21 protein-coding genes are annotated in these 16,622 nt (G+C 67.4%); 11 read left to right on the top strand and 10 right to left on the bottom strand.

Annotation, left to right across the window (positions count from 1 at the left end; genetic code table 11):
• Positions 1 to 80: 80 nt before the first annotated feature.
• Positions 81 to 986 (bottom strand): LysR substrate-binding domain-containing protein, encoded by a 906-nt coding sequence (locus V3B46_RS08750; RefSeq protein ID WP_154264595.1) that lies wholly within the window; start codon positions 984 to 986, stop codon positions 81 to 83.
• A gap of 98 nt (positions 987 to 1,084) precedes the next feature.
• On the opposite strand from V3B46_RS08750, the gene V3B46_RS08745 reads away from it, so the two are divergent.
• On the top strand, positions 1,085 to 1,228 hold the full coding sequence (locus V3B46_RS08745; protein ID WP_329891693.1) for a hypothetical protein: 144 nt from the start codon (positions 1,085 to 1,087) through the stop codon (positions 1,226 to 1,228).
• A gap of 7 nt (positions 1,229 to 1,235) precedes the next feature.
• On the opposite strand, the gene V3B46_RS08740 is transcribed toward V3B46_RS08745, so the two are convergent.
• On the bottom strand, positions 1,236 to 1,802 hold the full coding sequence (locus V3B46_RS08740) for a GIY-YIG nuclease family protein (RefSeq protein ID WP_329891692.1): 567 nt from the start codon (positions 1,800 to 1,802) through the stop codon (positions 1,236 to 1,238).
• A 42-nt stretch (positions 1,803 to 1,844) separates the two neighbouring features.
• Positions 1,845 to 3,398 (bottom strand): alkaline phosphatase, encoded by a 1,554-nt coding sequence (locus V3B46_RS08735; protein WP_329891691.1) that lies wholly within the window; start codon positions 3,396 to 3,398, stop codon positions 1,845 to 1,847.
• A gap of 120 nt (positions 3,399 to 3,518) precedes the next feature.
• Between V3B46_RS08735 and V3B46_RS08730 the strand changes: the two genes are divergently transcribed.
• Complete coding sequence (locus V3B46_RS08730) at positions 3,519 to 4,313, top strand: D-alanyl-D-alanine carboxypeptidase family protein (RefSeq protein WP_329891690.1); 795 nt, start codon at positions 3,519 to 3,521, stop codon at positions 4,311 to 4,313.
• Positions 4,314 to 4,318: 5 nt separating this feature from the next.
• Here V3B46_RS08730 and V3B46_RS08725 read toward each other — a convergent pair whose 3' ends face one another.
• Positions 4,319 to 4,912 carry a TetR/AcrR family transcriptional regulator gene (locus tag V3B46_RS08725; RefSeq protein ID WP_329891689.1) on the bottom strand — a complete coding sequence of 198 codons (594 nt, stop codon included), beginning with the start codon at positions 4,910 to 4,912 and terminating at the stop codon, positions 4,319 to 4,321.
• Positions 4,913 to 4,928: 16 nt separating this feature from the next.
• Positions 4,929 to 5,525 (bottom strand): NAD(P)H-dependent oxidoreductase, encoded by a 597-nt coding sequence (locus V3B46_RS08720; protein ID WP_154264599.1) that lies wholly within the window; start codon positions 5,523 to 5,525, stop codon positions 4,929 to 4,931.
• A gap of 126 nt (positions 5,526 to 5,651) precedes the next feature.
• On the opposite strand from V3B46_RS08720, the gene V3B46_RS08715 reads away from it, so the two are divergent.
• The gene (locus V3B46_RS08715; RefSeq protein WP_154264600.1) at positions 5,652 to 6,185 is read left to right on the top strand and encodes a hypothetical protein; all 534 of its coding nucleotides are present in this window, start codon (positions 5,652 to 5,654) and stop codon (positions 6,183 to 6,185) included.
• Positions 6,186 to 6,259: 74 nt separating this feature from the next.
• On the opposite strand, the gene V3B46_RS08710 is transcribed toward V3B46_RS08715, so the two are convergent.
• The gene (locus V3B46_RS08710; protein ID WP_329891688.1) at positions 6,260 to 7,087 is read right to left on the bottom strand and encodes an isocitrate lyase/PEP mutase family protein; all 828 of its coding nucleotides are present in this window, start codon (positions 7,085 to 7,087) and stop codon (positions 6,260 to 6,262) included.
• A gap of 165 nt (positions 7,088 to 7,252) precedes the next feature.
• On the opposite strand from V3B46_RS08710, the gene V3B46_RS08705 reads away from it, so the two are divergent.
• The 5 genes from V3B46_RS08705 to accC all read left to right on the top strand — a co-directional run bounded on the left by V3B46_RS08705 (position 7,253) and on the right by accC (position 11,114).
• Positions 7,253 to 7,981, top strand: coding sequence for a DOPA 4,5-dioxygenase family protein (locus tag V3B46_RS08705; RefSeq protein WP_329891687.1), 729 nt, complete (start codon positions 7,253 to 7,255; stop codon positions 7,979 to 7,981).
• Between the two features lie 350 nt (positions 7,982 to 8,331).
• A complete protein-coding gene (gene aroQ, locus V3B46_RS08700; protein ID WP_329891686.1) occupies positions 8,332 to 8,781 on the top strand; it encodes a type II 3-dehydroquinate dehydratase in 450 nt (149 codons plus the stop codon).
• Positions 8,778 to 9,203: a lysozyme inhibitor LprI family protein gene (locus tag V3B46_RS08695; protein ID WP_329891685.1), complete on the top strand. Its 426-nt coding sequence runs from the start codon at positions 8,778 to 8,780 to the stop codon at positions 9,201 to 9,203. Before aroQ ends, V3B46_RS08695 begins: the two co-directional genes overlap by 4 nt.
• A gap of 53 nt (positions 9,204 to 9,256) precedes the next feature.
• Positions 9,257 to 9,736 (top strand): acetyl-CoA carboxylase biotin carboxyl carrier protein, encoded by a 480-nt coding sequence (gene accB, locus V3B46_RS08690; protein WP_154353439.1) that lies wholly within the window; start codon positions 9,257 to 9,259, stop codon positions 9,734 to 9,736.
• A gap of 10 nt (positions 9,737 to 9,746) precedes the next feature.
• Entirely contained in the window at positions 9,747 to 11,114 is a 1,368-nt protein-coding gene (gene accC, locus V3B46_RS08685) for an acetyl-CoA carboxylase biotin carboxylase subunit (protein ID WP_154264606.1), read from the top strand.
• 129 nt (positions 11,115 to 11,243) lie between these two features.
• Here the strand turns inward: accC and V3B46_RS08680 are convergent, their stop codons facing one another.
• Both V3B46_RS08680 and V3B46_RS08675 read right to left on the bottom strand, forming a co-directional pair.
• On the bottom strand, positions 11,244 to 11,618 hold the full coding sequence (locus V3B46_RS08680) for a hypothetical protein (protein WP_010481078.1): 375 nt from the start codon (positions 11,616 to 11,618) through the stop codon (positions 11,244 to 11,246).
• Positions 11,615 to 12,580 (bottom strand): hypothetical protein, encoded by a 966-nt coding sequence (locus V3B46_RS08675; protein ID WP_329891684.1) that lies wholly within the window; start codon positions 12,578 to 12,580, stop codon positions 11,615 to 11,617. The genes V3B46_RS08680 and V3B46_RS08675 overlap by 4 nt, the downstream gene beginning before the upstream one ends.
• Positions 12,581 to 12,744: 164 nt before the next feature.
• Between V3B46_RS08675 and prmA the strand changes: the two genes are divergently transcribed.
• From prmA to fis, 3 genes are all read left to right on the top strand, one after another.
• Positions 12,745 to 13,665, top strand: coding sequence for a 50S ribosomal protein L11 methyltransferase (gene prmA / locus V3B46_RS08670; RefSeq protein ID WP_049463300.1), 921 nt, complete (start codon positions 12,745 to 12,747; stop codon positions 13,663 to 13,665).
• 42 nt (positions 13,666 to 13,707) lie between these two features.
• Complete coding sequence (locus V3B46_RS08665) at positions 13,708 to 14,478, top strand: DUF3426 domain-containing protein (RefSeq protein ID WP_329891683.1); 771 nt, start codon at positions 13,708 to 13,710, stop codon at positions 14,476 to 14,478.
• Between the two features lie 114 nt (positions 14,479 to 14,592).
• Positions 14,593 to 14,868 (top strand): DNA-binding transcriptional regulator Fis, encoded by a 276-nt coding sequence (gene fis / locus V3B46_RS08660; RefSeq protein ID WP_005419706.1) that lies wholly within the window; start codon positions 14,593 to 14,595, stop codon positions 14,866 to 14,868.
• 128 nt (positions 14,869 to 14,996) lie between these two features.
• Here fis and V3B46_RS08655 read toward each other — a convergent pair whose 3' ends face one another.
• On the bottom strand, positions 14,997 to 15,992 hold the full coding sequence (locus V3B46_RS08655; protein WP_099530425.1) for a phosphatidate cytidylyltransferase: 996 nt from the start codon (positions 15,990 to 15,992) through the stop codon (positions 14,997 to 14,999).
• Positions 15,989 to 16,618 (bottom strand): lysophospholipid acyltransferase family protein, encoded by a 630-nt coding sequence (locus tag V3B46_RS08650; protein WP_005411260.1) that lies wholly within the window; start codon positions 16,616 to 16,618, stop codon positions 15,989 to 15,991. The genes V3B46_RS08655 and V3B46_RS08650 overlap by 4 nt, the downstream gene beginning before the upstream one ends.
• Positions 16,619 to 16,622: the final 4 nt, after the last annotated feature.

Below are 16,622 nucleotides of genomic sequence, written 5' to 3'. Positions count from 1 at the left end.
GGGCGTTGAGCGGAGGTGCCCAGCTTCGCTGCGGTCGGCCACGCCCTGATGACAGCGCCCGGACAGGCCGGTGCACCTGTCTAGCCGGTCGGTCCCTGCGCTGCCATGTGCCGCACGTGCTCGGCGGCCTGCGCGTGCAGCCAGTCGCGGAACGCGAGGAAACCGCGATGGCTGGCCGAGCGCTGCGGGTACACCAGCCAATGCGGCCAGTCGGTCTTCAGGCGCTGGCTGGAGAGTGCGACCAGCTGGCCCGAATCCAGCAGCAGCCGCGCCCGCGTCACCCGCCCGAGCGCTACGCCCACGCCATCCAGAGCGGCGCGATGGTGCGCCTCCGAATCATCCAGCACCGCCACGAAACGCGACGGCGGGCTCTGCCCGCTCAACGCGAACCAGGCGCCCCACGCGCCGTCCGGATCACCGAGCAGCGGCCACCGGGTCAACGGCACACGGTCAATGCCGCCCATGCGTTCGATCAGCGCCGGGCTCGCCATCGGCACCAGCCACTCGTCGAACAGCGGTTCCACCACCAGGCCCGGCCATTGCCCGCTGCCCAGACGCAGCGCGGCGTCGAACTGGCGCTGCCGCTCGAAATCGATCAGGCGTTCACTCGACTGCAGGTTGATCTCGATCTGTGGATGCTCAGCCACGAAGTGACCCAGGCGCGGCACCAGCCAGGCCGACGCCATCGACGGCACCGCGCTGATCGTCAGCACGTGCTCGGCACGTGCGGCATAGGGCTGGAAGGCTTCGTTGATCGCATCCAGATGCGGTCCGACCTGGTCGAGCAGGCGCTGCCCCTCAAGGGTGAGGGTGACACCACGCGGCTGGCGGATCAGCAGCGGCTGCCCGAGCCGTTCTTCCAGCTGCCGCATCTGATGGCTGAGCGCACTGACGGTCAGGTTCATCGACGCCGCCGCGCGCGACAGGTTGCCGAGCCGGGCAGCAGCCACGAAGCCCTGCAGGGCATGGAGCGGAGGGCGGGACATCAGACTTGAATTCCTCTCAAGGCATGCTTGCGGAAATGTCGCTTTTTGCCCGTCCATGCTGCCCGTATCGTGCAATCCACTCAAGTGGAGGCACGCTCATGAACATCTTCAGCGGCTTGTTGTTCCTGCACGGCCACGTGGCCAGCGCCGAGCTGGCACGCCAACTGGCCAGCCCGTCCACACCTGCCGCGCAGCGCGCGCAGCAACCGGCCGCGCCGGTTCAGCCGCCGCGAACGCGTTGAACGCTCCTCAACCTGCATACCAGCGTTGGACGTGTTCAGGCAGCCACGGGACCGGATCGATATCCAATGCCCGGCAAGCGTCGAGGGTGTCACGCAGCACGCCCTCGCCGACGCCACCGGGCATCCGCAGGCCTTCCTCTTCCGGAAGCTGCACCGCAGCCCAGTCGTGCAACCGGTCCATGCGCAGGCGCATCGCGGCCTGCAGCCACGCCTTCAGTGGATAACAGCGATAGCCTTGTTCGCCCAATGCGGCAATCGCAAGCGACAAAGCCGGGTTGGCACCACGTACCCATTCGGTACGACCTCCTGCCTTGTCCTGGACCGTCATCGGCGCCGGTGCACGGTGCGCCTTGAACGGCGCACGCAGCTGCAGCTCCAGGTCCCGCGCGTCGCGCTCGCTTTCCGCTTCCACCAGTGCACCGGCATCGAGGTCGAAGAACTCGAACCAACGCCGGTGCAATGCGCTGATGCGTCTGAGCGGATCACGTGAAAAGCCGATCTTGGCGTAGTCTTCCCACGCACAGGGGAAGACGTAGGCGAAGACACGGCCGTCGATGCGGATATCCGATTGCATGTGCGCAGGCTGCCTCGACAACAGCCCAGGTGCAACCGGGCGTTACCGTGGATGCTGCAGCGCCTCCTGCACCGCGGCAGCCACGTCGGTATTGTCGATGTAGCTGCCGTCGTTCCAGCGCACGTGCTGACGGTAGCCGGCATCAACGCCCCGCACGCGCTTGCCCAGCAGCTCCGCGCCCGCGCCCTTGGCCCACAACGGCACCAGCGCATTGGAATGGTTGCCGGTCGGGCGAAAGCTGATTCCCGGCATGCGTCCACGGCCGTTGTTGCGTACCGGCTGGAAGGCAACGCTTTGTGCATCCGGGCCCATCGGCATGCTGTTGTCGTGGTCGGTGGTGACGATCAACAGGTTGCGCTCCCAGCCACCGTTGCGCTCGATCCAGTCGACCACCGCCGCCACCGCGTCGTTGAACTCCACGGTTTCCTCGATCAGCCGGCCGTACTGCGGCTGGTCGCTGCACTGGCCGTAGTGCCATTCAGTGCCGCAGGCACTGGTATGCGCCGCCCAGTCGGTAGCGCCACCTTCGACCATCAGGAACAGTCCCTTGGACGAACGCTGCTGCAGGAACCGCAGCGCACCACGGGTCATGGTCGCAAGATCCGGCACGCTGTCGATCTTCCTCACACCGGAAGGCGTGGCCGCATCCTTGCCCAGCACCTGCAGCTGGCGCGCCTGCTGCAGCGTGTTGGCCACGCGCGGCACGCCGATCAGGGGCCGGTCTGCCGGCAACCGTCCCTGCACCAGCGCGGCGAACGCTTCCTTGCTGCGGATCAGGCGCCACGGCCCGGACGGATTGCCGGCAATGGTGCTGCCCGCTTCCAGCTGCTGCCAATCCTGCGGCGACACCCACTCCCATGGATTCGCGCAACCCTCGGCCTTGGCCGCGCCGGCACTCTCGTCACAGGCGCGACCATCAACGCTGTAGCCCGGGCCTCCGGTGCCCATCACCAGGTCCATGTGGCCCTGCGCCAGCATCTGGTGCGCAATGGCGTGGTAGTTGTTGCGCGATTCGTTCTGCGCCGCGAACGCGGCCGGCGTGGCATGCGCGAACGGTACCGAAGTCACCACGCCAGTGGCCATGCCCAGGCGCTTGGCGCGCAGCGTATTGAACTCGACCGGCTGGCCATCGTTGTTGAAGTTGATGGCGTTGTTGTAGGTCTTGATGCCCGAAGACAACGCGGTGCCCGCCGCCGCACTGTCGGTAGCCACCGCAGCCAGGTACTGGTAGCCCGCAAACGGCAGGTCCTGCGCAGGAACCGGTGTGTCATCCCAGGCCTTGCCCGCGTCGTAACCCAGGGTCTGTGCGTTGTCGCGGGTCGGCTGGCTGCTGGCGTTCAACGGGAAGGTGGTTACCGCCAGGCGCTGCGGGAAATCCGCATACGGGGCCCCTTCGCGGCGGCCGTATTGCCAGTAGGCGGCGGCGTCCCAGGTGCCCCAACCGGCGCCGTCGTTGATCATCACGATCACGTTGTGCGGGCGCGCTGGGCCGGAAGCAACAGCCTCGGCGCGCAGATTGGGCTGGCAGCCGCCAAGTGCGGCCAGCGCGAGCAGCAACGAAGAATGAAGCCAGCGGCGTGGAATGCATGCAGTCATCGGATGTCCCGTCGGGCCATCGGCGGCCCACAATTGCGATACGTTATATCGTTGCAATATTGCAGCTTCATGCAGCCGCCGCACACTATCCTGCAGGCCCCCACTGCCATCCTCGTTTCCATGCCGTCTCCTGCTCCTGCGCGTGCACCGCTGTCCTCCATCACCCTCGATGCGGCAACTTTCGCGGTGATTCACCAGCACAACGCGGACATCGCCAGGCAACCGGCCTCGCTGACCAAGCTGATGACCGCCTATGCGGCGTACGAATGCGTCGAAGAGAACGGAGGCGCGTGGGACGAAGCGGTCACCATCGCCGCCGGGGATGTGCACGCGGTGGCCGATGATGAAACGCGCATGGGCCTGGTGCCCGGTGAAACAGTCACCCTCGCGCGCCTGCTGGAAGGACTGATGATCGTCTCCGGCAATGACGCGGCGCTGGCCATCGCGCGCCATCTGGACGGATCACAGCGTGCGTTCCTGGACCGTATGAACCGGCACGCACGCCAGCTCGGCCTGCGCAGCAGCTGGTTCGCCAGCGTGTCCGGCATCACCACCCCGCACCATGCGTCCAGCGCGCGCGACATGGCGGTGCTGGCCGCCTGCCTGTTGAACGATCATCCGCAGATCCTGGCGATCACCGCGCAGCGCGCGTTCGCGCACGGCAGCTTCAGCCGCAGCAACCAGAACGCGCTGCTTGGCGATGACGGCGTGGATGGCTTGAAAACCGGCTACACCCAGGCCGCAGGCTTCTGCCTGGCCGCCACCGCCTGCCGGGCAGTGCCCGGGCGGGATCAGCCGGTACGCCTGATCACCGTGGTGCTGGGTTCTGAAAACCGCGACGCACGCGATGCCCTTGTGCGCGAGCGGCTGGCCGCCGGGTTCGCGGCGCTGGCCGACAGCACCGCCGACGCCTGAGCGGCTCAGCGCCGCTTGACCGTCGCCACGATCAAGCGCTGCAGCTCGGCCTCGGCGTCGGTCTTGTCCAGCGCGCCTGCGGCCACACCTTCGGACAGGGTTTCGGCCGCGCCAAGGATCGCCCAGCGTCCCGCCAGCGGCACCGAGCCATCGGCGGCGAACGGGCCCAGCCAGGCGTCGCAGTTGTCGATGAAGTCCTGCTGGTAACGCCGCCGCACCTCGTGCAGTTCCGGCGCGCCCACCAGCGCGGCGAGGATGCCCTGCACTTCACTGCCCTGGCTGAGGATGCAGTCGATGTAGCCGGAGGCGATGGCCGCCGCACGATCGGCCAACTGCGCCCGTGCGCGGCCGATACGCTCGTTGAAGACCACCGTCTGGCGGCCGTCGTAGTCATCGTAGAGCGCGGCCAGCAGGCCGTTGCGGGTCACGAAGTGATCGTAGGCCACCGGCTTGGTCACGCCCGCGGCCCCGGCCAGCCGACCCAGGGTCAACGCGTCGGTGCCTTCTTCGCCAACCAGCGCCCAGGCCACGTCCAGCAACTGGCGGGCGCGTTGCTCGCGGGTCAATCGGCGGCGCGTGGGAGCGGCGTTGGCAGGCATCGGCGGAACACGGCGATCAGTGCATCGGAGTTCCGATTTTACGGCCGATCGCCAGCGCGGTCTGCAGATGCGTTTCGGCCGCACCGGTATCGGCATCCAGCAGCAGGTCTGACGTCAGCACGCGCGCGCCGCAGTAGTCGAAGATGCCCATGTCGATCTGCGTCTTCATCGCCCCGTCGTAGCCGCGCCGTTCGACCATGTCCGCGCCGGCTCCACCGATGCCGACCAGGTGCACGCGCAACCGCTGCAGCTTCTTCTGCACCTTGCCGTCTGCACCGTCCTGGTAGGCCCAGCCCTGGGTGAACACGCGATCGATCCAGCCCTTCAGCAGTGCGGGGAACGACCACCAGTACAGCGGATAGACCAGTACCAGCGTGTCGGCAGCATCCAGCCTCGCCTGCTCGGCGGCGACGTCGGCTGGAGCTGCGCCGGTGCCCCGGAACAGCGCCTGGTCCTGCCGGTTGAAGCGGGGATCGAAGCCCTCAGCCACCAGGTCGGCGTGGGCCACGGTATGGGTGGCATCCGTTGCGATGATGGCGTCGCCGATGCGCCTGGCGATGGCATGGGTGAGCGAGCCGGGCTCGGGATGGGTGGTGACGATGAGGGTGTGCATGGGGGACGTCCGGAATTCACTACCTACCAATAGTAGATAATGACGCCCGGGACAGCAGCGCCATGCGTGGGACGCTGTTTCCGCATCCGCCGTATAGTGCGGCGGTTCCCGCTGAGATACCCGACGATGCACCGATACCTGCTCGCCCTTCTGCTGGCCCTGCCGATGGCAATGGCCGTTGCGCCAGCGCTGGCCGGTGAGCTCAGTCCGGAAGACTCAGCCGCATTGCGCCAAGACGTGCAGGCGATGATGGGCGCATTCGCCCGCGGCGATGCCGAATTGATCATCGCCCGAACCCATCCCAGCCTGAAGCGCCTGGCCGGGGGCGATGAGGCCTATGCGCGTATGACGCGCGACAACCTGAAAGAGCTGCGCAAGGCCGGGGTCACCATCATCAGCGACGAGGCCGGCGTGCCGGGCCACACCTATGCAGCCGGTGATGAGGAAGTCTGCTTCGTGCCGCGCCAGTCGCTGCTGCGCGTGCGCGAGGCGCCGATGCGCAGCACCTCGTTCATGCTCGCCGTGCGCCGCGTCGGCACAGCCCAATGGACTTTCATTGACGGTGCTGCGTTGCTGGACAATCCCGCGCTGCTGCGGCAACTGCTGCCGGCGTTGGAGCCTGGGGTGACGCTGCCCAAGGGTGGGATGGAAGCGCTGTAGTCGCAGGCGCATCCATCCACGCATGGCGTCGATCTACTTCCGTCTGCTGGCCTGGGCCAGTGCCGGGGTTTCCGTCAGCGGAACAGGGCGTTCAATGCGGCCCCGGAAGCCGCCTGCTGCAGGCCGTCGAAGCGTCCGTCCTGCACGATCGGCTGTGTCGCCTGCATCAGTCCGCCCCATGCAGCACGGGCCAGTGCGCCGCCCAGGCTGACGCGGCGTACGCCGAGAGCAGCAATGTCCTGCACGCCCAGCGGTGTCGGCCCACCGACCAGCAGGTTCACCGGCTTCGACCCTGCGGCGGCAACCACCGCGCTGATCTGCTCGCGCGTGCTGATGCCCGGTGCATACAGCACATCGGCGCCGGCCTCGGCATAGGCGCGCAGGCGCTGCAGGGTGTCCGGCAGATCCGGCACGCCGACGAAGAAGTTCTCGGCACGGCCAACCAGCAGCACGTCGCCGCCCGCGCGGTTGATGGCTGCACGGGCAGCGCGCAGGCGCTCCACCGCCTGGTCGATCGGACGCAGCGGTGCATCGGCGACGCCGCTGGCATCCTCGATCGACAACGCGGCGATGCCGGTGTCGATCGCCGCGGCCACCGCCTCCTGCACCGCCTGTGGCGTGGCACCGAAGCCATCGCCGAAATCGGCGTTCAACGGCAGCGGCGTCGCTGCCGCCATCAGGCGCAGATGGTCCAGCGTGGCCTGCAGCGAAACCGCTCCGTCCGGGCGCCCTTCGCTCCAGGCACAGCCGGCACTGGTCGTGGCCAGCGCCAGGAAGCCCTGCCGCTGCAGGTAGCGCGCACTGCCCACGTCCCACGGATTGGGCAGTACGAAGCACCCTGCTGCATGCAGCTGGCGAAAGGTCGCGCGCCTGCGTTGGGTATCGGCATCGGGCGAGGTCATGGCGGGCTCCGGGGCGGCAGACCTGCACCCTAGCCCGCCCTGCAGCCGCACTCAACGACGACGGGACAAACCTGCATGAGGTGATGCCGCCTGCTTATTGGACGCTGTGGATGCAGGTGCCCGAGCGTGCTTGCCTGCCCACACGATGCCGCCACGGAGCCCTTCATGCACCCGGACCCGCTGACACTGATCGACGCCGGCGACGATGACGCCCACTGGGCCGACCTGCTTTCGCCCGCACGCCGCCGCCTGATCGCTTCGGCCGGTCTGGCCGCCGGCGGCCTGGCCAGTGCGTCGACCGCCGCCGCAGCCCCGCGCAGCGGCGGCGCGGTGAACACCACCGAACCCGGGCGCCCCGGCTTCCGCGCCATCGTCCCGCCGCCGGTGCAGGGCAGCAGCCCCTGGGGCCAGGTCACCGCCAGCGAACCGACCCCCCGCCCGGCCAGCGTGCGTCCCGGGGAGGCCACCCTGCCCGCGACCCCACGTGCCTACACCGAGATCAAGAGCTATCACGCGCATATCTACTTCGACGAGGACAGCTTCGAGAAGGCCGCACTGCTGCGACGCTGGGTCGCCGAGCGCTTCCCGGTGGAGCTGGGAAACTGGAACCTGGAACCACGCGGACCGCACGTCACCCCGTCGTTCTATTTCGGCTTCACCAACGACCTGCTGCCGGTACTGGTGCCGTGGCTGCAGCTCAACAGCCTGGGCCTGACCATCCTGATCCATCCCAATACCGGCGATGGCCGCGCCGACCATCTGTATTACGCGTTGTGGGTGAACCGCGCGCAGCCGGTGAACGCCTACAACTGGCCGGCACCGAAGCCGGGGGAACGGGAGCCGCTGGAGGAGGTGTTCCCGAACGTGGTGCCGACGGTGCCGCTGGAGACGTGAGCGGGTGCGTGGCGGGGGCGGTGGGTGGCTTGTAGCGCACCTTGGGCTGCCCCTCGGTGGGTGCGTAGCTTGCTGCGCACCGAACTTCCTTCATCCACGCATGGCGTGGATCTACCGCATCAACGCCCATGGCAGCATCAGCCCTGCCCATGCCTGCCGCCATCGTCGGCCTACGTGCACGCATCCCCCATCTGCACGGCGTTCAGCGCGCCTTGATCCAGCGCCCGACATACGGCCGCAAGCCCTCCGGGGAATTTCAAACAAACGATTGAAACGCTGCAAACTTCGCCGAACTGGACAGCATCCGCCGGTTCCGCCAGACTGCCGCCCTTTCCCGTCTTCCGGATCCCATGGCGAAGCTGCTGGTCCTGCACGGCCCCAACCTCAACCTGCTCGGCACCCGCGAGCCGGAGGTCTACGGCCACACCACGCTGGCCGACATCGACCATGCGCTGGCCGCCCAGGCCTCGGCCGCCGGGCACGCGGTGGAGAGCCTGCAGTCCAATGCCGAGCACGTGCTGGTGGACCGCGTGCAGGCCGCGCGCGACGACGGAACCGCTTTCATCCTGATCAACCCCGCCGCCTTCACCCACACCTCGGTCGCCCTGCGCGATGCGCTGGCGGCGGTGGCGGTGCCGTTCATCGAGATCCACCTGTCCAACCCGCATACCCGCGAACCGTTCCGCCAGCACAGCTTCTTCAGTGACAAGGCCGTGGGCGTGGTCTGCGGCTTCGGCGCCGACAGCTACCGCTACGCGATGGACGCGGCGCTGCTGCGCGTGCAGGCGGCCCGCGCGTGAAGATGCTCCCAAGAGTGCTTGCCTGCATCGTGCTGTGGGCCGGCGTGTGCGGCGCCAGCGTCGCCGCCGAGCGCGCGGCCGCCGGCATTGACTGCGCGCAGGCGACCGGCGGCTACGAGCGCGACATGTGCGATTCCGATCGCCTGGATGACGCCGACAGCGCATTGAACGCCGTTTACGTCCAGGCGCGCCGCGAACTGAAGGCGCAGGCCGCCGATGGCAGCTGCAGCCGCTGCGCAGCGGCCGAACAGCAGCTGGTGAAGGCCCAGCGCATCTGGATAACCCTGCGCGATGCAGACTGCGAGGCAGTCTACGCCTTCAATGCAGACGGCACCTCGCGCAACCCTGCGAAGATGCAGTGCCTGATCACCCAGACGCGCGACCGTACGCGGCAGCTGCGCGAGTTCTACGAACTGCTTTGACCCGAGCGCGATGCGCTTCCCACCACACTTACATCAAGAGCAAAGAGGCCACCATGGATCTCCGCAAAATCAAGAAGCTGATCGACCTGCTGGAAGAGTCGAACCTGGCTGAAATCGAAATCAAGGAAGGCGAAGAGTCGGTGCGCCTGTCGCGCGCCCCGGTGGCCGGCTATGCCGCCCCGGTCGCCGCCCCGGTGTACGCCGCTCCGGCCGCTCCGGCGCCGCAGGCGATGCCGATGCAGTCGCCGACCGAAGCCTCCACCGGCGGTACCGCCAAGCCGGGCCCGTCGCTGCCGGAAGGCCACGTGCTGCGCTCGCCGATGGTCGGCACCTTCTACGCGTCGTCCGCCCCGGACAAGCCGGCGTTCGTCAGCGTTGGCCAGCAGGTCAAGGAAGGCGAGACCCTGGCCATCATCGAAGCGATGAAGATGTTCAACCCGATCGAAGCCGACAAGTCCGGCACCATCGTCGCCATCCTCGGCGAGAACGGCCAGCCGGTCGAATTCGACCAGCCGCTGTTCGTGATCGGCTGAGGGGCACGCCATGCTCGACAAAGTCGTCATCGCCAACCGAGGGGAAATCGCGCTGCGCATCCTGCGCGCGTGCCATACCCTGGGCATCCGCACGGTGGCCGTGCATTCCACGGTCGACCGCAACCTCAAGCACGTGGCCATGGCCGACGAGTCGGTCTGCATCGGTCCGGCGCCGTCGCCGCAGAGCTACCTCAACATCCCGGCACTGATCGCCGCGGCGGAAGTCACCGACGCCCAGGCCATCCACCCGGGCTATGGCTTCCTGTCGGAGAACGCCGACTTCGCCGAGCGCGTGGAAGAGTCCGGTTTCATCTTCATCGGCCCCAAGGCCGACACCATCCGCATGATGGGCGACAAGGTCGAAGCCATCCGCGCGATGAAGTCCGCCGGCGTGCCGTGCGTGCCCGGCTCGGGCGGCCCACTGGGCGATGACATCGTCGCCAACACCAAGATCGCCCGTGAGATCGGCTACCCGGTCATCATCAAGGCGGCCGGTGGTGGTGGTGGCCGCGGCATGCGCGTGGTGCACGCCGAAGCCTCGCTGAAGACCTCGATCGAAACCACCAAGAGCGAGGCCAAGGCCGCGTTCGGCAATGGTGAGGTCTACATGGAGAAGTTCCTGGAGAACCCGCGCCACGTGGAAATCCAGGTACTGGCCGACGGCCAGGGCAACGCCATCCACCTGGGCGAGCGTGACTGCTCGATGCAGCGCCGCCACCAGAAGGTGGTGGAAGAAGCGCCGGCACCGGGCATCACCGCCGAGCAGCGCGAGCAGATCGGCAAGGTGTGCACTGAAGCCTGCGTGCGCATCGGCTACCGTGGTGCCGGCACGTTCGAGTTCCTGTACGAGGACGGCCGCTTCTACTTCATCGAAATGAACACCCGCATCCAGGTGGAACATCCGGTCACCGAAATGGTCACCGGCATCGACCTGGTGGCCGAGCAGCTGAAGATCGCCGCCGGCCAGAAGCTGTCGATCAAGCAGAGTGACGTGGTGCTGACCGGCCATGCCATCGAATGCCGCATCAACGCCGAAGATGCGGAGACCTTCGTGCCGAGCCCGGGCACCATCACCGGCTTCCATCCGCCGGGCGGCCCCGGCGTGCGCGTGGACACCCACATCTACAGTGGCTACCGCGTGCCGTCGAACTACGACTCGATGATCGGCAAGCTGATCGTGCACGGCCCGGACCGCGAAACCGCCATTGCCCGCATGCGCGTGGCACTGAGCGAAATGGTGGTCGATGGCATCAAGACCAATGTCGCCCTGCAGCAGCGGATCATGCGCGACAAGGGCTTCCAGGCCGGTGGCCAGAACATCCACTACCTGGAAAAGCGCCTGGCCGAACGCAAGAACAAGCCGATCGCGCTGACCTGATCGGCGCCACGTGCTGGACATGAAAAGGGCGGGGATATCCCCGCCCTTTTCTGTTGCTGCAGCGCCGAGCCCATGCTCGGCTTGCCGGAAAGCTCAGCCGAACGTGGGCTCGGCGCTACAGCAGGCGTATCAGCGCTTGTCGGCAGCTTCGGCCGGAATCTGCGAGTTCGCCAGCGGACGCACGCCATTGGGCGACGTCGGATCGACGATCACCATGGTCTCGGTCGAACCATCCGGCCACACCACCTGGAAGGTGCTGCCCGCCGGCAGCGACGCGAACGGCATGCCGCTCTGCGCGCGATAGACCGCGGCCACCTGGCTGGCACCGGCACGGCGCACGTCTTCCTGCGCCTTCACCGTGGTCAGTTCCACCTTCGACAGATGCCGGTAGCGATCTTCATAGGTATCGATCATCAACAGGCCAACCGCGCCGGCCGAGTAGGCCACGAACAGGGCCACCCAGAACCAGAACTTGGCCCCGTGCAGGAATCGGCGGTAGTTCATTGCTCGTTCCTCTTTCCAACCAATCGCTTGATCCATTCCTTCATCTTCCCAGCGCCCTGCCGCGATACCGCAGCGTCATACACGAAATCCCGGAAATCCTGCGTACCATCCTGCGAACAGATCCCTCCGTTCGCACAAAAACTGTTGACCAGCACACTGTCTGCCCCACACGGTAGACCGAGTTCGCAGGCCGCAAGCCGCCATGCGAGTTCACTGAGCTGCTCGCCCGCCACCAGGCCGTTGAGCGCGCGGTCACCCGAGGCGCGCACGCCCATGCCCGGTGCGATCGCCATGAAGGCCTCCGGGTCGCGCGAGGTGCGCACCCGTTCAACCAGGTCACGGCGGTACTCGGGGCTGTCCTGCAGCGGTTCGCCCTCGGCGAACAAGGCAGCCTCAGCAGCCAGATTGCCTTGTGCGGCCGCCTTGCGACGTTCGGAGAGCACCAAGGCCATGCCCAGCTTGTCGCCCGGCACGAAACCACCACAACGCTGCGCGACGCGTTCGCGCGCCTGCACCATCGCCGGTGCGGCGGTCAGGCCCAGCCCGGCCAGCACGTTGTTGTCCAAGCGGTAGCCACCCGGATCGACCGCGTACTGCGCGCAATAGTCATAGACACGGCTGAGCATCCAGCGCGCCTCGTGGTTGCCTTCGTCCGCCTGGGCACGCAACCGCTGAGCATAGGCATACAGGTCGGTGGCGTCTTCGATATCGGCACGCAGATCCAGGGGCAGCCCGGACGGCAACGCGTTGCCACGCTCGAAGGGTGCCAGGCGGCGCGCCAGCGCCTCCGGCATCACCGGCAGCGGCGCCGCACTGTCAGCGGCCGCAACCCCACCTGCCAGATCCGCCGACGCTACCGAAGACGTCGCAGCATGGCCGCTGGCCCGATAACCGGCCACGCCCAGCACGGCCACAGCCGGCAGTACGAGCAACCAGGTTTTCAGGGTCGGAGCGAAGGCCATCGGCGGCGGTAGGCGATGCGGCGCATAGGAAAGCACGAAGTTTAGCAAGGCCCGACGGGCCTGTCTGAACGGGCTTCGTTCATCTCTGAGCGGCATCTCAGTCAATACGGAGACGCCCCGATGGTCTAGCATGGCCCCCTTTCCCGCGATTGCCCCCAACCACCATGCCGTTCCTGGAACTGACCCTGCGCTGCACCGAAGCCACCCAGCCCCGCTATGAAAATGCGCTGGAGGACGTTGGTGCACTGGCCGTGACCCTGCTCGATGCCGAGGCCGATACCAGCAACGAACAGGCCATCCTCGAGCCGGGCGTGGGCGAGACCCCGCTGTGGGACACCCTGGTGCTGAGCGCGCTGTTCCCCGCCGACAGCAACGCCCTGCTGCTGCTGGCCGCACTGGAGTCGTTCGATCCGGAGCTGGACTGGAGCAGCGGCAGCTTCCGTGCGGTCGAGGATGAAGACTGGGAACGTGCCTGGCTGGACCAGTTCCAGCCGATGGATTTCGGCAGCCGTACCTGGATCGTGCCGTGGAACCATGAACTGCCCGATGCCGCACAGGCCGCCGATGCCGCCGTGGTGCGGTTGGACCCGGGCCTGGCGTTCGGTTCGGGCACTCACCCGACCACCGCACTGTGCCTGCGCTGGCTGGACCAGTTGGCGGTCGATGGCCTGCTGCAGGGCCAGCGCGTGCTCGACTTCGGTTGCGGCTCGGGCATCCTCGCACTGGCCGCGCTGAAGCTGGGCGCCGCCGAAGCCATCGGCGTCGACAACGATCCACAGGCCCTGGTCGCAACCGCCGACAATGCCGAGCGCAACGGCGAGCAGGCCCGCATGCACGTGTACCTGCCGCAGGACGAACCGGTCGCGACCTATCCGATCGTGGTCGCCAACATCCTCGCCTCGGCGCTGGATGCGCTGGCCGAACTGCTGGCTGCGCGCGTTGCTGCCGGTGGCCGCATCGCCCTGTCCGGCATCCTGCATGGCCAGGAAGGCGAACTGCTGCAGCGCTACGCAGCATGGTTCGACGATCTGCAGGCCACCCAGGATGGCGACTGGATGCGCATCACCGGCGTGCGCCGCGCCTGATCGTGGTTGAATGACCGCTGGATCCGAGCCCGCGCCCTGAGCATGTCCGAGCCGAACCCACCGCGCCGTCCCCTGGCCACCTTCCTGCGCACGACGCCGGAGGGTGAGCCTGCGCCTGCGACCGATGCGCGCACGCAGGACGAAGCCGTACAGGCAACGCCTGTGGAGCAGATGCAGGCCGAGCCCATCGACCTGGCACGCCCACCGGCGACAGAGATGCGACACGACGATGACGTTGTCATCATTGATGAAGCAGCGGCCATCGAACCGGCGCCGGTCACGGTGCAGGCAACGGCGGTCGCCAGTGATGCCCCCAGCTTCCTCGGCAGCGCACGCACGCGCACGCTGCCAGCACCCCGCTGGCACTGGCTGCTGGCCGCCGGGCTGGCATTGCTGCTGGTACTGCAGAGCGTGCTGGCCGACCGCGCGCGGCTGGCCGCCGACGCCGGCAACCGCGCATGGCTGGGCACGCTGTGCGGCGTGCTGCGCTGCAGCCTGCCTGCCTGGCACGAGCCCACTGCGTTCACCATGACCAGCCGCGAGATCCGCCCCCTGCCGGGCCAGGCCGGTGTGCTGCAGGTGCAGGCCAGCATCCGCAATGATGCGCGCTGGGCACAGGCGTGGCCGGATTTGCGGCTGTCATTGTCCGATGCCGATGGCCGGGTGATCGGCAGCGGCGTGTTCACGCCCGCGCAGTACCTGGGCGAGAACCCCGGCGCAGCCCTGCTGGAACCGGGTCAGAGCGCGCGCGTCGCCTTCCGTGTACAGGAGCCCGCCGCGTCCACCGTCGCATTCACCTTCGATTTCCTCTGACCGGGCACGGGCGTCCGACCGTGGCAGGCCGGGCACGCTCGCGCTAGACTGGCCGCCACCACCTCGTCCGGCCGCGCGCTCCGCGCGCACGGGCCAACCGAATCGGGAACCCCCTTGAACGCTGTCCTTTCTCGTCCTGACAACAGTCGTGGCGCTCCCCGGCCACCGCTGCGTGAACACGTCGCCCAGTCCGTGCGCCGTTACCTGCGTGACCTCGATGGCTGCGACGCGGACGATGTCTACGAGATCGTGCTGCGCGAGATGGAAATCCCGTTGTTCGTGGAAGTGCTCAACCACTGCGAAGGCAACCAGAGCCGCGCCGCGGCGATGCTCGGCATCCACCGCGCCACCCTGCGCAAGAAGCTGAAGGAATACGGCATCAGCGCGTAAGCGCGCACGAGGGTAGTGCCGGCCGCTGGCCGGCAACCCCATGAGCGATGGCAGGATGTTGCAGTTGCCGGCCAGCGGCGGGCACTACCGGTAGATCCACGCCATGCGTGGATGAAAGCCCGGCAGAATCAGCCGCCGCCGCCCGCCTTCCAGTAGTACCGCACCACATGGAAGAACACCGGCGCGGCGAAACATACCGAATCCAGGCGGTCGAGCATGCCGCCATGGCCCTCGATCATGTGGCCCCAGTCCTTGATGCCACGATCACGCTTGATCGCCGACATCACCAGGCCGCCCCAGAACCCCATCAGGTTGATCAGCAGCGACAGGCCGAACGCCTGCAGCGGCGTGAACGGGGTGATCCACCACAGCGCCGCGCCCAGCGCGCTGGCACTGAGCACGCCGCCGACGAAGCCCTCCACCGTCTTCGACGGCGACAGCTTCGGCGCGATCAGGTGCTTGCCCAGCAGCTTGCCCCAGATGTACTGCAGCACGTCCGAGGACTGCACCACGATCACAAGAAAGGCGAACAGCAGCACGTTGCGCGACGGATCATGGCCGGGCACGTGCAGGTTCAGCAGCAGCGGTACATGCGAGATGCAGAACACGCAGATCATCAGCCCCCACTGCACCTTTGCGGTCCGCTCCAGGTAGTGCGTGGTATCACCGCCAATGGTCGACAGGATCGGCAGGAACAGGAACGCATAGACCGGAATCAACAGCGTGTACATGCCGTACCAGTCGATCCAGACCAGGTAGTACTGCCACGGCAGCACGATGTAGAACGCGGCCAGCAGCGCGTAGTAGTCGCCCGAGCGGGTCGGCGCCAGGGTGATGAACTCGCGCAGCGCGAACAGCGAGATGATCGCGAACAGCACGATCACCCCGGCACGACCGAAGAACAGCGCCAGCCCGACCACGATCGCCATCACCCACCACGCGCGGATGCGCGACACCAGGTTGGCGATCACCGCGCTGGGCTGTCCACGCTGGCGCCAGCGCAGGGTCTCGGCCACCAGCGTGGCCAGCACCAGCACCGCACCCACGCCAGCAAACAGCAGGCCGGTCTGCTGGCCGACACTCTGCGTGGCCAGGTCGCCGGACACATCGATCAGGAAACTCATGCCCTGCCCCCGTTCGGCGCCAGGTCCAGCAGCGCCTGCCGGCTGCGGGCCAGGAAGGCGGCCTTGTCCTCGTCGGCCTGCAGCCGCAGCGGCGTACCGAAGGTGGCCGTGCACAGCAGCGGCAGCGGCAGGAACCGGCCCTTCGGCATCACCCGCTTCAGGTTGTCGATCCACACCGGCACGAACTCCAGCTCCGGCCGCTGCCGTGCCAGGTGATAGATGCCGCTCTTGAACGGCAGCAGCGGCTCATCGCCCACGTTGCGGGTACCTTCCGGAAACAGAATCAGCGAGCAGTCTTCGTCCACCGCGTCACGCAGGGCCTGCAGCGGATCCTGCTGGCGATGGCCGGCCTCGCGCTCGACCAGCACGCCGTTGAACACCGCATCGATCAGGTAGCGGCGCAGGCCATCGCGCTGCCAGTATTCGGCCGCGGCCACCGGGCGCACCTGGCGCCGCAATGCCGGTGGCATCGACGACCAGATCAGCACGAAGTCACCATGGCTGGCGTGGTTGCCGTAATACACGCGCCGTTCGCTGGACGGCGCACAGCCGATCCACAGCGCGCGGGCGCCGGTCACTACATGGATCGCGCCACTGCAGGCGCGCGCAATCAATTCAGCGAACATCGGT

It is taken from the genome of Stenotrophomonas sp. SMYL11, from assembly GCF_036320005.1.
Classification (GTDB): domain Bacteria; phylum Pseudomonadota; class Gammaproteobacteria; order Xanthomonadales; family Xanthomonadaceae; genus Stenotrophomonas; species Stenotrophomonas maltophilia_A.
This window is presented reverse-complemented; position numbering and strand designations above follow the sequence as displayed.

Bases quoted from the DNA above. Each gene is read 5' to 3' on its own strand.
- V3B46_RS08750 (WP_154264595.1), bottom strand. From the start codon at position 986: ATGTCCCGCCCTCCGCTCCATGCCCTGCAGGGCTTCGTGGCTGCTGCC.
- V3B46_RS08745 (WP_329891693.1), top strand. From the start codon at position 1,085: ATGAACATCTTCAGCGGCTTGTTGTTCCTGCACGGCCACGTGGCCAGC.
- V3B46_RS08740 (WP_329891692.1), bottom strand. From the start codon at position 1,802: ATGCAATCGGATATCCGCATCGACGGCCGTGTCTTCGCCTACGTCTTC.
- V3B46_RS08735 (WP_329891691.1), bottom strand. From the start codon at position 3,398: ATGACTGCATGCATTCCACGCCGCTGGCTTCATTCTTCGTTGCTGCTC.
- V3B46_RS08730 (WP_329891690.1), top strand. From the start codon at position 3,519: ATGCCGTCTCCTGCTCCTGCGCGTGCACCGCTGTCCTCCATCACCCTC.
- V3B46_RS08725 (WP_329891689.1), bottom strand. From the start codon at position 4,912: ATGCCTGCCAACGCCGCTCCCACGCGCCGCCGATTGACCCGCGAGCAA.
- V3B46_RS08720 (WP_154264599.1), bottom strand. From the start codon at position 5,525: ATGCACACCCTCATCGTCACCACCCATCCCGAGCCCGGCTCGCTCACC.
- V3B46_RS08715 (WP_154264600.1), top strand. From the start codon at position 5,652: ATGCACCGATACCTGCTCGCCCTTCTGCTGGCCCTGCCGATGGCAATG.
- V3B46_RS08710 (WP_329891688.1), bottom strand. From the start codon at position 7,087: ATGACCTCGCCCGATGCCGATACCCAACGCAGGCGCGCGACCTTTCGC.
- V3B46_RS08705 (WP_329891687.1), top strand. From the start codon at position 7,253: ATGCACCCGGACCCGCTGACACTGATCGACGCCGGCGACGATGACGCC.
- aroQ (WP_329891686.1), top strand. From the start codon at position 8,332: ATGGCGAAGCTGCTGGTCCTGCACGGCCCCAACCTCAACCTGCTCGGC.
- accB (WP_154353439.1), top strand. From the start codon at position 9,257: ATGGATCTCCGCAAAATCAAGAAGCTGATCGACCTGCTGGAAGAGTCG.
- accC (WP_154264606.1), top strand. From the start codon at position 9,747: ATGCTCGACAAAGTCGTCATCGCCAACCGAGGGGAAATCGCGCTGCGC.
- V3B46_RS08680 (WP_010481078.1), bottom strand. From the start codon at position 11,618: ATGAACTACCGCCGATTCCTGCACGGGGCCAAGTTCTGGTTCTGGGTG.
- V3B46_RS08675 (WP_329891684.1), bottom strand. From the start codon at position 12,580: ATGGCCTTCGCTCCGACCCTGAAAACCTGGTTGCTCGTACTGCCGGCT.
- prmA (WP_049463300.1), top strand. From the start codon at position 12,745: ATGCCGTTCCTGGAACTGACCCTGCGCTGCACCGAAGCCACCCAGCCC.
- V3B46_RS08665 (WP_329891683.1), top strand. From the start codon at position 13,708: ATGTCCGAGCCGAACCCACCGCGCCGTCCCCTGGCCACCTTCCTGCGC.
- V3B46_RS08655 (WP_099530425.1), bottom strand. From the start codon at position 15,992: ATGAGTTTCCTGATCGATGTGTCCGGCGACCTGGCCACGCAGAGTGTC.
- V3B46_RS08650 (WP_005411260.1), bottom strand. From the start codon at position 16,618: ATGTTCGCTGAATTGATTGCGCGCGCCTGCAGTGGCGCGATCCATGTA.